This window comes from Lysinibacillus sp. NPDC058147 (assembly GCF_042884205.1).
Classification (GTDB): Bacteria; Bacillota; Bacilli; order Bacillales_A; family Planococcaceae; genus Lysinibacillus.
Genome location: NZ_JBHVUJ010000001.1, coordinates 512,512 through 527,772, shown reverse-complemented (window position 1 = coordinate 527,772; position 15,261 = coordinate 512,512). Strand labels below are relative to the sequence as shown.

The 15,261-nt window shown below is 36.0% G+C and carries 11 protein-coding genes; 2 read left to right on the top strand and 9 right to left on the bottom strand.

The window, feature by feature from the left end; genetic code table 11:
- Positions 1–9: 9 nt before the first annotated feature.
- From dnaJ to ACFVT8_RS02550, 8 genes are all read right to left on the bottom strand, one after another.
- Entirely contained in the window at positions 10–1,128 is a 1,119-nt protein-coding gene (gene dnaJ, locus ACFVT8_RS02585) for a molecular chaperone DnaJ (protein ID WP_387082092.1), read from the bottom strand.
- Positions 1,129–1,362: 234 nt separating this feature from the next.
- Positions 1,363–3,201, bottom strand: coding sequence for a molecular chaperone DnaK (dnaK, locus tag ACFVT8_RS02580; protein WP_337989350.1), 1,839 nt, complete (start codon positions 3,199–3,201; stop codon positions 1,363–1,365).
- Between the two features lie 74 nt (positions 3,202–3,275).
- Complete coding sequence (grpE, locus tag ACFVT8_RS02575) at positions 3,276–3,863, bottom strand: nucleotide exchange factor GrpE (RefSeq protein WP_387082093.1); 588 nt, start codon at positions 3,861–3,863, stop codon at positions 3,276–3,278.
- 2 nt (positions 3,864–3,865) lie between these two features.
- Positions 3,866–4,894 carry a heat-inducible transcriptional repressor HrcA gene (gene hrcA / locus ACFVT8_RS02570; protein ID WP_387082094.1) on the bottom strand — a complete coding sequence of 343 codons (1,029 nt, stop codon included), beginning with the start codon at positions 4,892–4,894 and terminating at the stop codon, positions 3,866–3,868.
- A gap of 89 nt (positions 4,895–4,983) precedes the next feature.
- Positions 4,984–6,129, bottom strand: coding sequence for a radical SAM family heme chaperone HemW (gene hemW / locus ACFVT8_RS02565; protein WP_387082095.1), 1,146 nt, complete (start codon positions 6,127–6,129; stop codon positions 4,984–4,986).
- Positions 6,130–6,301: 172 nt separating this feature from the next.
- Positions 6,302–7,462, bottom strand: coding sequence for a chromate efflux transporter (gene chrA / locus ACFVT8_RS02560; RefSeq protein WP_387082096.1), 1,161 nt, complete (start codon positions 7,460–7,462; stop codon positions 6,302–6,304).
- A gap of 103 nt (positions 7,463–7,565) precedes the next feature.
- The gene (locus ACFVT8_RS02555) at positions 7,566–8,414 is read right to left on the bottom strand and encodes a DUF4179 domain-containing protein (protein WP_387082097.1); all 849 of its coding nucleotides are present in this window, start codon (positions 8,412–8,414) and stop codon (positions 7,566–7,568) included.
- A gap of 561 nt (positions 8,415–8,975) precedes the next feature.
- On the bottom strand, positions 8,976–10,166 hold the full coding sequence (locus ACFVT8_RS02550; RefSeq protein ID WP_387082098.1) for a DHH family phosphoesterase: 1,191 nt from the start codon (positions 10,164–10,166) through the stop codon (positions 8,976–8,978).
- A gap of 1,453 nt (positions 10,167–11,619) precedes the next feature.
- Here ACFVT8_RS02550 and ACFVT8_RS02545 point away from each other — a divergent pair.
- Both ACFVT8_RS02545 and ACFVT8_RS02540 read left to right on the top strand, forming a co-directional pair.
- A complete protein-coding gene (locus ACFVT8_RS02545) occupies positions 11,620–13,269 on the top strand; it encodes a pyridoxal phosphate-dependent decarboxylase family protein (RefSeq protein ID WP_387082099.1) in 1,650 nt (549 codons plus the stop codon).
- Positions 13,247–14,944, top strand: coding sequence for a methyl-accepting chemotaxis protein (locus ACFVT8_RS02540; protein ID WP_387224220.1), 1,698 nt, complete (start codon positions 13,247–13,249; stop codon positions 14,942–14,944). Before ACFVT8_RS02545 ends, ACFVT8_RS02540 begins: the two co-directional genes overlap by 23 nt.
- 128 nt (positions 14,945–15,072) lie before the next feature.
- On the opposite strand, the gene ACFVT8_RS02535 is transcribed toward ACFVT8_RS02540, so the two are convergent.
- On the bottom strand, positions 15,073–15,261 hold a 189-nt coding region (locus tag ACFVT8_RS02535), incomplete at its 5' end, for a hypothetical protein (protein ID WP_387224218.1).

Here is a 15,261-nt window from a genome sequence, read left to right as displayed (position 1 = left end):
CTCCTCTAATTATTCACCTTGGAATTTTTTCTTAATTTTATCGAATAGTGAGCTTCCTTGCTCTTCAGGAATATCACCACTGATTTCCGCAAATTCACGTAGTAATTGCTTTTGTCTTTCAGTTAATTTTTCTGGCGTTACAACTTTTACTGTTACATATTGATTCCCTGTACCATAGCCATGTACATTTTTGACACCTTTGTCTTTTAGACGGAATTGTGCACCTGACTGTGTTCCTGCTGGAATACGTAGTTTTACTTTTCCATGAACCGTTGGAACTTCTATTTCATCACCAAGAGCTGCTTGTGGGAATGTTAGTTTTAGTTCGTAATAAATATCATCGCCATCACGTTCAAACTCTTTATGTCCTTGAACGCGGAACATAATATATAAATCCCCCGCTGGTCCTCCATTTATACCTGGTTCACCTTGACCAGACACACGAATTTGCTGACCATCATCAACACCTGCTGGAATGTTTACTTTGATTTTCTTACGTTTTTGAACTTTGCCTTCTCCACGACAAGTTGAACATTTTTCTTTAATGATTTTACCTGCACCATGACATGTTGAACAAGTACGACGATTCATCACACGGCCAAAAGGTGTATCTACAGCTTGATTTACTTGACCTGCACCTTGACATGTTGAACATACTTCAGGGTTAGTACCTGGTTTAGCACCTGAACCGTGGCAAGTATCACATAATTCATCTTTTGGAATTTCGATTTCTGTTTCTTTTCCGAAAATCGCTTCCTCGAATGAAATATTCATACGATATTGAAGGTCATCACCTTTGCGTGGTGCATTCGGATCCTGACGGCGACCGCCACCACCAAAGAATGAGCTGAAAATATCCTCGAAGCCGCCAAAGCCGCCGCCTCCGAAGCCACCACCAAAGCCTGCATTTGGATCCTCATGGCCAAATTGATCATAGCGTGCTTTTTTCTGATCGTCACTTAATACTTCATAAGCTTCAGCGATTTCTTTGAATTTTTCATCTGCACCTGGCTCTTTATTAAGGTCAGGATGGTATTGCTTTGATAATTTACGGTATGCTTTTTTAATTTCATCTTTAGAAGCCGATTTCGTTAAACCAAGCACCTCGTAGTAATCGCGTTTATCCATGATTCACTCTCCGCTCTTTTTGCATAAAATCTATTGTATCACGCAGTTATAAAAACTGCCTCTATTTTTATTATTAAATATTCATTAAAAATGTTACACACAGGTTTTTTCACTTTTCTCGAAGTTGACCTATGTAACTAGATGATTAAATGTGAGTAGGTTATCTAGAAATAAAGCGAAAAGCCAAAGCCGCAAGCGGTCTTTGGCTTCTTCACTTAACTGTGTTACATACTATTATTTATCGTCTTTTACTTCTTCAAAGTCAGCATCTACGATATCATCTTTTTTACCAGCGCCGGCATCTGCACCTGCATCGCCACCTTGAGCTGCTTGAGCAGCCGCCGCAGCTTGTTCATATACTTTCATAACTAATGGCTGTAAAACACCTTCTAGTTTTTCTTTAGCAGATTTAATGCCTTCTAATTCGCCAGCTTCAAGAGCTTTTTTCAGTTCATCACGAGCATCTTCTACAGATTTTTTCTCGTCTTCTGTAATTTGTTCACCTAAGTCAGCAATTGTTTTATCAACTTGGAACACTAATTGGTCAGCTTCGTTGCGAAGATCTGCTTCTTCTTTACGTTTAGTATCCGCTTCAGCATTTGCCTCTGCATCTTTTACCATACGTTCGATTTCTTCCTCAGACAGACCAGAATCAGATTGGATAACAATTGTTTGTTCTTTGTTTGTACCAAGGTCTTTCGCTTTAACAGATACGATACCATTTTTATCAATATCGAATGTTACTTCGATTTGTGGTACGCCACGTGGTGCTGGTGGAATATCCGATAATTGGAAGCGACCTAATGTTTTGTTGTCTGCTGCCATTGAGCGTTCACCTTGTAATACGTGAATATCTACTGCTGGTTGGTTGTCAGCTGCAGTTGAGAATACTTGTGATTTAGATGTTGGAATCGTAGTGTTACGGTCGATTAATTTTGTGAATACGCCACCCATAGTTTCGATACCTAAAGAAAGTGGAGTTACGTCAAGTAAAACTACGTCTTTTACATCACCAGTTAATACGCCACCTTGAACAGCAGCACCCATTGCTACAACTTCGTCAGGGTTTACACCGCGGTGTGGCTCTTTATTAGTTTCTTTACGTACAGCTTCTTGTACAGCTGGAATACGAGTAGAACCACCAACTAAGATTACTTGGTCAATTTCAGATGTTGAAAGACCTGCATCAGATAATGCTTGACGTACTGGACCTACTGTACGGTTTACTAATGGTAATGTAATTTCATCAAATTTTGCACGAGTTAAAGAAATTTCTAAGTGTAATGGACCCGCTTCACCAGCAGTGATGAATGGTAAAGAAATTTGAGTAGATGTTACACCTGATAAGTCTTTTTTCGCTTTTTCAGCTGCATCTTTTAGACGTTGCATAGCCATTTTATCTTTAGAAAGGTCAATGCCGTTTTCTTTTTTGAATTCTGCTACAAGATATTCAATGATAGCATCATCGAAATCATCCCCACCTAGTTTGTTATCACCAGCTGTTGCTAATACTTCAAATACACCGTCACCTAATTCAAGAATAGATACGTCAAATGTACCGCCACCAAGGTCAAATACTAATACTTTTTGATCTGTATCTTGTTTATCTAAACCATAAGCTAATGCAGCAGCTGTTGGTTCGTTGATAATACGCTCTACTTCTAAACCTGCGATTTTACCAGCATCTTTAGTAGCTTGACGTTGAGCGTCGTTGAAGTAAGCAGGTACAGTAATAACTGCTTTTGTAACTTTTTCACCTAAGTAGTCTTCAGCATAGCCTTTTAAGTATTGAAGAATCATTGCAGAAACTTCTTGTGGCGTATATTCTTTATCTTCCACTTTAACTTTTTCAGATGTACCCATTTTAGATTTAATAGAAATAATTGTGTTAGGGTTTGTTACTGATTGACGTTTAGCCACTTCACCAACTTGACGTTCGCCATTTTTGAACGCAACAACAGATGGTGTTGTGCGGTTTCCTTCTGGGTTTGGAATTACTTTTGGTTCTCCGCCTTCTAGTACAGAAACACAAGAGTTTGTTGTTCCTAAGTCAATACCGATAATTTTGCTCATAAAAATTGCCTCCTATTATTTAAACGCAAATGTGCGTTTTCTAACTAAATGTAATTAACTAAATAGTACAAAGTCTATTCGTTTACAGATACCATTGTTGGGCGTAATACACGATCCTTTAACATATAGCCTTTTTGAAGCTCGCGTAAGACAACACCCGTCTCTTTTTCACTATCTTGCTCCTGCATGACAGCTTGGTGAACATTCGGATCAAATTGCTCACCTTCAGCTTTAATAATCTGTAAGCCTTCCTTCTCAGTAGCTTCTATCAGAGAACGGTACACCATTTCAATACCTTTTACGATTGAAGCAGTTTCTTCTGAAGTCGCTTCAACTTGTAAGGCACGCTCAAAATTATCGATTACTGGCAGTAAATCTGACAGTAAACTCTGAGCGCGATACTTTTCAGCAGCCTCACGATCAAGTTGATTGCGGCGGCGAATATTATCGAAGTCAGCACGTAAGCGTAGATGACGATTTTCCTCGTCGTCTAGCTTCGCTTGTAACTCAGCTAGCTTTGCTTCATACTGTTCTTCGATTGTTAATTCAGCTTCTTGTCCTTCTTTAACTTCTGCTTCTACAGCATTTTCAATTTGTACATCCTTTTCTTCTTGTACAAGGTCTTTGTTTTCAGTTGTTTCCGTCACTTGAATCCTCCTCATTATCAATCACTACGATTCTTTGTAAATGCTTGTGTTAAATCCATGCGCATTACGTCTAGTAAAGCAACAACACGCTTATAATCCATACGTGTTGGACCAATAATTGCTATTGCTCCTTGCTGATCTTCACCAATAGAATAAGTGGTCGTAATGACACTACAGTTTTCCATTTCTAGTTGTTTATTTTCCGAGCCAATACGAATATGAATGCCCGATTCATTGGGTTGGAAGAGCGACTGCACTTGGCTAGTCGTTTCCATTAAGTCCAAAATCATACGGACTTTATTTAAATCGTGGAATTCCGGTTGGTTGAACATATTTGTTTTACCACCATAGAAAATTTTACTTTCCGAATTATGCATCGTCGCTGTAACGAGAGCGTGAATAAAATCATCCGCTGATCGAACTTGCTGCTGTAATACTGTGAGCACTTCAGCTTCGAGTTTTTTATGAATATCTTCTAATGACACACCAACTAGACGTTCATTTAAGATATTAACCATTTTCTCTAAATCAGAAGCGGTAAAATTAGGAGGTAAGCTAAACATGCGATTTTCAACATGCCCGTTATTCGTTACGATAATCGCTACTGCTGTATCGCTAGAGAGTGGCACAATTGAAAATCGTTTAACTCGATGTCTTTGAACGTCTGGTCCTAAAAGAATCGATGTATACGATGTCAGCTCTGACAAAATATTGGCTGACTTTCGGATTATATGCTCTACTTCTACTAAACGATCATTGAAAATTGATTGGATTTGCTGAATATCCCTTGAATTAATGCCTTGTGGATTCAACAAATGATCTACATAAAATCTATAACCCTTTTCCGAAGGCACTCGACCAGAGGAAGTGTGCGTTTTTTCTAAGAAGCCTAATTCCTCTAAATCCGCCATTTCATTTCGAATTGTGGCTGGACTAAATGTAATCTCTTGCTTTTTGGAGATTTGGCGAGAACCTACCGGCTGTGCAAACATAATAAAGTCGTCTACAATAGCTTGCAATATTTGTAATTGCCGATTTGTTAGCATGATCATCACCTCTGTTAGCACTCAACTAAGAGGAGTGCTAATACTATTATTAAGTTATCAAATCCTACATTTTATGTCAACGATATCGCTCAATCTTCTAGTAAAAATTGTTGAAATACCTCATTACCTACAAAACGACCTTTTCGCGAAAGACGAATTCCTATAGTGTCATGTTCCAAAAGACCTTCTGAAACTAACCTTTCAATGACATGTGAGTAATGCCTATCCATCGATTCATTAAATTTTTCTTCATATATAGTATGTGTAATTCCTTCTGTTTTACGCAAACCTAAAAACATTTGCTCTTCTCGTTTCTCATTCTCTGTTACAACATGTTCATATACAATTGGTAGTTCCCCTACATTTACTGTATCCATATACTTTTTCAACGGTCCATGATTTGAATAACGCACACCAGCTAGATACCCATGAGCACCAGCACCGAAGCCTGCATATTCATCGTTTTCCCAGTATATTTTATTATGTTTTGAACTGAAACCAGTTTGAGCAAAGTTGCTAATTTCGTATTGTTGAAGTCCATGCGCCTCCATCTGATTCATTAGCACATCGTACATGTCTGCTTCAAGATCTTCAGTTGGTAAATGGAGCTTACCTTTTGTGTATTGATTATAAAAAATCGTTTTTGGCTCCACTATTAGTGAATAAGCAGAATAATGTGGTAAATCAAGCGCGAATGCTTTTTCTAAAGTATCCTTCCATTGAGCCATCGTTTGACCCGGTAAACCATACATTAAATCCAGACTGATATTTCTGAAGCCTACCTTTTTCGCCAAGGCGATTGTTTCATAGACGTGATTATTGCTATGTGTACGGCCAATTTTCTTTAACAACTCTTGATCAAAAGATTGTACACCCATACTTAAGCGATTTACACCACCATCAAATAATGCCTGCATTTTTGCTTCTGATAGCTCGTCGGGATTAGCCTCTGATGTAAATTCTGTCACACTGTCCATCGGAATGTACGTACGAATAAGCTCAAGTAGTCTCTCTATTTGTTGAGGCGATAAGGCTGTTGGTGTACCGCCGCCTAGAAATATCGTTTCGATTTGTTTAAAACTCTCGGGATACTTTTTTGTCGCAAGCTCCATCTCCTTGCCAAGCATTTCTATATATTCATCCACTGGTTGGTTTTTAAAATAAAATTTATTGAAATCGCAATAGTTGCAAATTTGATGACAAAAAGGAATATGAATGTAAACACCCCGTGCCATAGCTATCCCTTCTTTCTCGTTAGTCTTTTTCCATTTCCTCATTATAAACAATCGCGGCAGGGAACGCCATGAATCGAGCTAGTAAAAAGAACTAAATCAATTCAACATAGCTATTTCATTGCACAAAAAAATCAAAACCACAGCAATAATGGTTTTGATTTTTTGAATATCCTTAATAACATCCAATTCCTACACAAATGCCAATTAGTACGAGCAAATAAGGTTGAACTTTCCACCGCATCAAGCACCATAGAAAAACGGCCGCAAATACTATGTCAAGACCATTTTGAATTGTCTGTGTAACAATTGGATGAATAAAAGCTGCAGCTAATATGCCAACAACTGCTGCATTTGCACCTGACATCGCCCCTCTTAATCCAGCGAAACGATTAAGAGCTAGCCAAAAAGGCATTGACCCTATTATTAGCAAAAATGCCGGTAAAAAAATGGCTAGCGTAGCGATTATAGCCCCAGGTACTCCAGCAATGACCATACCTATGTAGGAAGCAAACGTAAATAATGGACCTGGGACTGCCTGTGTCATTCCGTATCCTGCTAAAAAATCAGAAGAACTCATTAATCCACTTTGGACAAACTGTGCCTCTAGTAAAGGCAGTATTACATGACCTCCACCAAACACTAATGCACCTGAAAGATAAAACTTTTCTATGATCGTAAACCATTCATATTGAATAAGTTGACTAGCAATGGGTAATCCAAAGAGAAGAATAACAAATAGCGCTAAAAAAAATACGCCTGTCGTTTTTGAAATAGGTACAACTGTTTCTTTTGGGTCATCTTTTTGATTAGTCTTCTTAAAAAAATAATAGCCTGTAAAAGAAGCAACGATAATAGTAGTTACTTGAGCAAGTGGATGGATCCACCAAAGCACTACTATAAGAGCCAAGAAAGCGATTATAAAATGATGAATACTAGGGATTAATTTTTTGGACATATCAAAAATAGCTTGCGCAACAATCGCAACAGCCACTAATTTCAAACCATGAATCCAGCCCATTACCATCCCTGTACGTATAGAAAAATAGGCAAATGCCATAAGCAGCAAAACGGATGGTAATGTAAAGCCAAGAAATGACACAATACTCCCGAATAAACCACCTCTTAATAAGCCAATCCCCATTCCTACCTGGCTCGATGCTGGACCAGGTAAAAATTGACTGAGTGCAACAAGCTGACTGTAGTCATTATCAGATAACCATTTACGCTTCTGAACATATTCATTTTGAAAATACCCTAAATGTGCTGTTGGGCCTCCAAAGGATGTACAACCTAATTTAAGCGAAACTAAAAAAATTTCCCATAACCTTCGCAATAACTTCAACTACTTTCCATGTCATCTATATTCATATTACATGGGGTAATCATTCTTTTGATTTAAGATATTGTAAAGTTTTCTAATACGGTAATCAGGTTTGTTATTTATCTCCAATTTCAACAGCAGAACCAAGCTCACTTCCATTTGCAGCAATTGGAATAAGCTCATAGCTCTTCTCCGTTAAATATAATGCATCTAGGCGGACACCCCATCTCGTATAATCTTCATTTAAAGGATACGCCAAGTTAAATGGCCAAGATTCCCCTGCTGATGATTGGATTTTAAAATGTAACGCTTCATTTATTAAACTATTATCGGAATGAAAATATATCGTTGTTGATATTGGTGTAGAAACTACCTTTTCTATTGTTATTTCCTTACCATCTAACAACTTTACTTCTTTCTCAACAAGGAAGACTTTTCTATCCTCTTGTAATTGCTCTTGTGACGCGTTCACTTGAAATTCCCACGGCTCGTCAATCTTTTTTTCCCCGTTCCAGTCGTTATAACGAATATCTAAATTTAATATTTTATCCTCCGGTAGATCACTTAATTTCACACTACTATAGATTGTATAGGTATTATCGGATTGTTGAATTGACTGTCCTCCATTTCTAACCGTGAACTCTTTTCCATTCACAAAAACTTGTGGAAAGAAAAAAAGTTGAGAGTCGAAATTTAAGTCCTTTACTGGCTTGAAGGTAGCATTCAATAATATTTGATTATCGTCAATTATTATTTCATTTAACGTTAAACGTCCGAGACTATTTTCAGTAGTTTTACCGACAACAGTTTTGTAGGCTTCAAAATTCAAATCGTTCTTAAACAAAAAATAATAAACAATTACACAAGTAGCTACCAGTAATAGCAATACTACAATAAACCATATTTCCCGCCCTCGATTTTCTTTAGACTGATTCTCGACAAGTAGCATATCATTGGTCATCATGCACACCTCATTTTAAGAAAGGATGTCTGAACAAACGCTTTTTATTTATTGTAGTTTTTAGTTGAACATTATATAACCTCTAACGATGTCAAGGTTTAGCTTATTTCACTATGTATCTAAAAGAATATTCCTTTCATGTTGAAAAACTATTGTATGAATAAGTATGGCTCTTCGGAAATTAACTGATTTACATGACATACGTTTTAACAAAATGTCATCCAACTTTTTAGTTTTATCGGAACACTTTCAAGAATTATCGACTAACTTTCACGTTTTATCACCCAACTTCTGAAATTTATCGACATCCACCGTCCCAAAAATAAAAAGGATTCACACACAAAACTGTGCGTGAATCCTTTTTATTTTATGTCGCCCAGTCGGAACGTCAACTTATTTACATAGCATGTTTTCTCTGACATGTAAGTTAAGTGATAAAACGCAACTTTAGCAAAAAAGCTTTATCTGTGCAAAAGCGAGTAGCTTGGCACGGAAATGACCCTTATTTTGTAACATCACAACAATCGAAAAACTCCTTGATTAAATAGTAATAAACTATATCCTTTACTCTTGATGTCGAACCTTTTTGGCCTCTTCCATTAAATAATCTACAAATAACTCATCTTTCACTAACCACGCTTGATAATTTCTTTTTAAAAACCATTCCGCTTCATAGAAACTTGTAAAGATTTGATCTAATGGAACTTTATTCTTTTCAATTATCCAATCAAAATCACTTACTGAATATAGGAGGAAAAATTCTTCCTTCAGATTTTTATACATTGTCCCAAAAGAAGAAAACCTTAAATTATAACGATTTCGTTTCGCATCCTCTGGTATTGGTGCTATATGAAATGTTTGAGCCACATACCGCTCATAAGCTTCATCTGTTAAAGAGCAACCAGCTGCTTTTTGGTGCCCTCCTCCTCCGAATTCAGCTGCAATTGCCGAAACATCTATGTGATCATGAATCGTACGGAAGGAAATTTTTTTGCCTCCCATATTTAATATAGCTATAAAATCAAGGTGTACATTTTCCTTTCCTAGTTCATTACCAAGCTCGGAATGATAAGATTCTGCATATACCACACCTGTAAAGTATTCTCCTATCGATGTTTGCACTAGCTCCCTTTTTTTTCGTCGAATGTACCGTTCTATTTTCTCTTCTTCCATAGTCAAAATTTTCTTTTCAAATTCATCAAAGTCAAAATGCTCGCTTGTCTTTAAACGTTCAAGCATTTTTTCTTCAAATTCATCAATTGATATTAAAAAAAAGAGAGTATTTAACCGACGCGCTTTTTGATTATCATTCTTTTCCCATTCCCACGTATCGTACTGTCTCACTAACTCTACAAATTCTGTAGTGGAATTTGTTTGTTCTAAAAGCCCGTGTGTAACAAGATATCGATAATATAAAGACGTTGCTGATGTTAAATAGCCATTTTCATCTTCTACTAATACTTTACCCCATTCATAATCGTTCAAATGATAAGCCGTTTTATGATGATCAAGCAGTTGAACATTGCCAGTGGCGGTATAATAATCATTTAATCTCTTCTCATTTTCCTCGTTTGGAGATAAGTCGGTAATAAATAAAAATGTATCTTGTTCGTTATTATCCAAAAAATACTCAATTTCGCGATCCAACGATGAAATTGAATTGTATCTAACCTTTACCTCTTCTTGAAAAGCCAGCTTGGCTAAAATTCCGCAGCCTACGCCATCTAAATCATTGTGCGATAGCAATTTATACATTTTTTCACCTCTATAGTTAGTATGGTTTATCATTAAAAAATTATTGCTATTGTAAGGAGTGTTTATACTGACAAAGGAAATTTATTATTTAGGACTTGGTCTATTATTCATTGTTCTTTAGGTTTTGATACATATAAGCTAATGAACGCTAAATCCTACTAACCATTTGACAGCATTACCTCACATATCGAATCACAAACGAAGGTTGTTTCATTAACATTCAATGATAGCTCTACTAAAAATATCAGCGCCATTTTATCGTGATTAGATAACTCCAATACTAAAATAACCTTTTTTCTAATTTCGGCAGGAAACCAAGGAACATCCTAAAAAAATTGTCAAAGTAGGTCACCAAATTGGAAATCACACTACATAAGCGAATAAAAGCCCCACTTTTTCTTAAGGAGGCTTGGATGAAGGTTATACATTTGTCATTATCGGAGAGCTTAAGAAAATAGAAAGGGACGCCAGGTTATCTTGTCAGACGTTCCTTTCTAACGCAACGAAATAACCGGGTAATTTTTAACTAGACGGTGATTAATAGTCATTCTCTTTACAGTAAAATAATCGATTACTATCTTAAAATCTTATTCTTGTTAAGTATGCAACAACCACCATTAAATAAAAAAAGAAATTTACCAGTAGCAAATAAAATAAAAAATCATACTCCAGAAAGAAAACTCTTATAAGAACTGTAAAAGAAACAGCAAAAACTATAGTGTACATTATTTTCCCATACTTACAAAAATAGCTTTGAAAAATAGCAAAAATTATACCTAGAAAAATAGGAAAAAAGAAAGCCATAAACTCACCTCTAATTTAAATCTACCACACCGTGAATATTCTGAACAGTCCGATATTTAAGGGGTTAGTGGCACAATTGATAGATAGAAAATTTCAAGAAAAACAAATGAAATAGCAGGATTAAAAACCAAAATAATTTACTACATTCTCAAAATACCGTAACACCCATAAAATCTCCATTGTAATATCAAACTATTTAGTTAAGTTCACTAACATTCACATACATCCGTTATCAAAAATTTACATTTATGCAGATTCTTTTTTTGACTATAAGAAATTAATATTTATATATTTCCCTACCAATAGTCATAAAGCAATAAAATATTCTCTATTTTTCAAAGTTATTAATTGTATAGTATTCGCTATAAAAAGGTTTGCCTCCCCCCAGAGTCATTTACTTTGCAATAATTCATTAAAAAAAGTTATAAAAACCCTTTAAATTCAACATTTACGAAAATAATCTATGACAATATTTCTCCCATGTATTTTACTTCAAAACAAATTAGATTATTTAGAAATATCTAAAATTAATTTCCTAAGAAAATATAAATTCATTTTTTGTTATAATATGTTATTATAATTTTAGTAAAACGTCCTATTATTGTTAAATATAAAATAGAGGAAAAATGAACTACAAAGGATGATGAACATGAAAAAAATCCAACAATTATTCCAAAGCGAAGATGGAAATATCGAACAAAGGGAGAATTTTTTATCCCTATTAGAGAAAATTGTTACATCGTTAGATGAGTTAAAAAACCCAAACACAACAACTCTTGGACCAATGAAAGAGCGCTCTGACAATTTCTATAAAGAGTTAATGCAAGAAAATCAAGTACCAACTTCAGGTGTCGGACTTGATCAGGTTGTGAACGATTTAACACAATTGATGCAAGGACATCCTTACCATACACGCAACTTCGTCACAAATGTTTTGCCAATGGCTAGTATTCCCGGCATATTAGGCCAATTTACGAATGCTCTACTAAACGGTAACAATCTATGGGATGTATACGGACCAGCTGCCGCAGAATGTGAGGTAAAGGTAGTAGCAATGATGTCGAAGTTAGTTGGCTACGACTATACACAAAGCTTTGGGTACACAACTTGGGGTGGACAAGGAGCAGTTTTCAGTGGGCTTCGTCTTGCAATCGCTAAACAATTCCCTAACGCTAAAGAAGATGGGGTACCTAATAATTTATATTGCTTCGCTTCAGAAAATGCTCATTACAGCTTATTAAAATCAATTGAAGCAGTCGGTATCGGTAGCAAGCATTTAATTCGTATTAAAGCTGGAAAAGACCATTCTATGGACATCGAAGACTTACGCGTACGTATGACGGAAGTTATCGAAAATGGCGGTATTCCAGTGTATGTAGTTGCAACAACAGGCGCAACAGATCAATTTGCTATTGATGATGTACAAGCAATCAAAAAAGTAACAACTGACCTTGAACAAAAACATTCCTTAAAACCTATACATATTCACGCTGATTCAGCATTAGGTGGTTTTTACGCATTCTTCAACGATTATGATTTCAAGTCAAATTCACTTCAGTTAGAAAATGATGTTTTACAAGCACTAGAACAAATTAAAGAACGTATGCAATATCTACCTATTGCAGATAGCCTTTGCTTCGACTTCCAAAAGCTTGGTCAAACACCGTATTTAACAAGCTTATTCTTAATAAAAGAAGGAAAACATCTACAGTTATTAGATATTGAGGATTTCGACACACCTTATGTTGGCAATCGAGGCTATGGTTCTTATCATACAGGCTATACATTAGAGTGCTCTCGTATGGGTAGTTCAATTGCTATTTATGCAGCTTTACAGGCGTTTGGCAAAGAGGGTTACCAACAAATATTAGCTAATTATGTGCGTGTAAATTTAGCGTTCCGTGCGCAGTTAGCTGAGAAAACACCAATGTTACAAGTAGTCAATGAGTCTAATATTGGACCAGTTACAGCATTTCGTTTGTATCCTAAAGGATTTAATTGGAAATCTGAACAGTCAGGTAGCTATACACAAGATCAGATTGAATATATTAATGGCCTTAACGCTTCTTTATTTGAAATTATAGGAGAAGATCGCGACGAAGTATTTTTCGGTGATACGACACGTGTCTGCACTGTCAACACTAGCGATACAAAACAGCAGGTTCCTGTCGCTGCTGCAAAATTCTTCTCAATTTCTCCTTATACAGAGACAGAACATATTAGTGATATGATCCATTTCTTACAACAAAAGGTGAAAGTATTGGAGGATGTTAAAGTTGAGTATAGTCAAAAAATTTAAAAGCTCTTTACTCTATAAATATATTGCAAGTTTTACTATTCCCATTGCAATTATTTCGTTAATATTTAGTATTGTTTTATTTATTACATCTTATCGGATTATCGATAATTATGTTATTACACAATTTGAGTCATCATTAGATGTTATATCTAAAACAATTTTTGAAGGTATTGACGAAAATGACGTTAAAGCTGCAGATAACGGCGATAAGGATAAATATGAAGAACTATTAAAAGTATTAAATGAATCACTTAAAAAGTATGATATTCAAAATGCCTACGTTCTTTCACGTGCAAATGGTAAAGAACATATTATAGCTTTAAGTGATAAAGATAATTATCAAGAGGACTATGTTTTTAGTAATGACATGCATGATGCGCTGAGTACCGGAACTGTTCAATCTAGTGATATTTATAAAGATGAATACGGTATTCATAAATCAATTTTTATACCATTTAAAAATACTGATATTCTTTTTGGTTTAGATATGGATGCTTCATTCATCTCTAAACTTCAAACTGAGACTCTTTGGATTTGTATCGGCATGACCGTAATGTTTTTGATATTCGGGATTATTGTGGCTTATTTCATTAGTAAAGGCATTATCAAACCAATTAAAAATATGACTAGTTATGTTGGTAAGGTGGCGCAAGGTGAATTAGCAGTTGAACCACTTCAAATAAAGGGTTCTGATGAAATTGCACAGCTCTCTTCAGGCATTGAAAATATGACTGAAGACTTACGCTCACTTATTCATCAAATTGCTGAGAACGCTGAGCAAGTAGCTGCTATGTCTGAAGAGTTATCGGCAGGCTCTGAGCAAACAAGTGCATCTATTCAACAAATTACATCTTCTATGCAGGAAGTAGCTTCAGGATCAGAAAAACAAACTTCCTCTATTGAAGAAGTAGAAAATCATATTACGGCAATCTCTACGAAGATGTCAGAAGTTGTATCGAGCGTTAAAGATGTCACTGCTAAAGCATTTAGTGCATCTTCTATTTCAGAAAAAGGCAATACGACGATTCAAAGTGCTACAGAAAAGATGGTTATCACATCTAATGCTATTCAAGAAACGTCGGAAGTTGTGGAACGTTTAAGCACATACTCAAATGAGATCGGTGACATTGTAACCTTAATTAATCAGATTACGGATCAAACAAATTTACTAGCTTTAAATGCATCTATCGAAGCAGCACGTGCTGGTGAGCATGGTAAAGGCTTTGCAGTTGTAGCAGAAGAAGTACGTAAACTTGCTGATCAATCATTAGCAGCGACGAACAATATTCGAACACGTATTGAGACGATTAAAGAAGAGTCTAGCCAGGCTGTGAAATCTATGGCAATTAGTAGTAGTAATCTTGAAGAAAGCTCAACTACATTTAATGAATCAGGTGAAGCCTTTAAAGAAATATATACTCATATTTCTGCATTAACTCAAGAAATGGATTACGTCAATAACATCATTTCAAATATTAATGACGGGGTTAGCAGCATTGCCATTTCTGTAGAAGAAGTTGGTGTAGTAGCTTTACAATCATCTGGAAACATTCAAAATGTGGCTGCTGCTTCTGAGGAACAATCAGCTAGTATTGAGGAGATTACTGCATCTTCAAATAATTTAGCTGAAATGGCACAGCAACTTCGTAATATCATACAAAAATTTCAGTTATAAGAAAAACTAATAACAAAAATCCGCTATGCTTTTTGTAGGTATGATTCTACCTACAGAAGTATATGCGGATTTTTCTTTGACTCATCAATTATGCCTCGGCATAATTGCGTCCGGAATCGGCTTTGTGCTTAGGCCTGCAAATGTTTATTGCGCGAAAGCGAAGCGGCAGCAGCAGATGTTTTTTGTGCGAAAGCGTAGTGGTAACGTAGCGGCAGCAGCAGATGTTTTTTGTGCGAAAGCGTAGTGGTAACGTAGCGGCAGCAGCAGATGTTTTTTGTGCGAAAGCGTAGTGGTAACGTAGCGGCAGCAGCAGATGA

Bases quoted from the DNA above. Each gene is read 5' to 3' on its own strand.
- dnaJ (WP_387082092.1), bottom strand. From the start codon at position 1,128: ATGGATAAACGCGATTACTACGAGGTGCTTGGTTTAACGAAATCGGCT.
- dnaK (WP_337989350.1), bottom strand. From the start codon at position 3,201: ATGAGCAAAATTATCGGTATTGACTTAGGAACAACAAACTCTTGTGTT.
- grpE (WP_387082093.1), bottom strand. From the start codon at position 3,863: ATGAGGAGGATTCAAGTGACGGAAACAACTGAAAACAAAGACCTTGTA.
- hrcA (WP_387082094.1), bottom strand. From the start codon at position 4,894: ATGCTAACAAATCGGCAATTACAAATATTGCAAGCTATTGTAGACGAC.
- hemW (WP_387082095.1), bottom strand. From the start codon at position 6,129: ATGGCACGGGGTGTTTACATTCATATTCCTTTTTGTCATCAAATTTGC.
- ACFVT8_RS02555 (WP_387082097.1), bottom strand. From the start codon at position 8,414: ATGATGACCAATGATATGCTACTTGTCGAGAATCAGTCTAAAGAAAAT.
- ACFVT8_RS02550 (WP_387082098.1), bottom strand. From the start codon at position 10,166: ATGTATAAATTGCTATCGCACAATGATTTAGATGGCGTAGGCTGCGGA.
- ACFVT8_RS02545 (WP_387082099.1), top strand. From the start codon at position 11,620: ATGAAAAAAATCCAACAATTATTCCAAAGCGAAGATGGAAATATCGAA.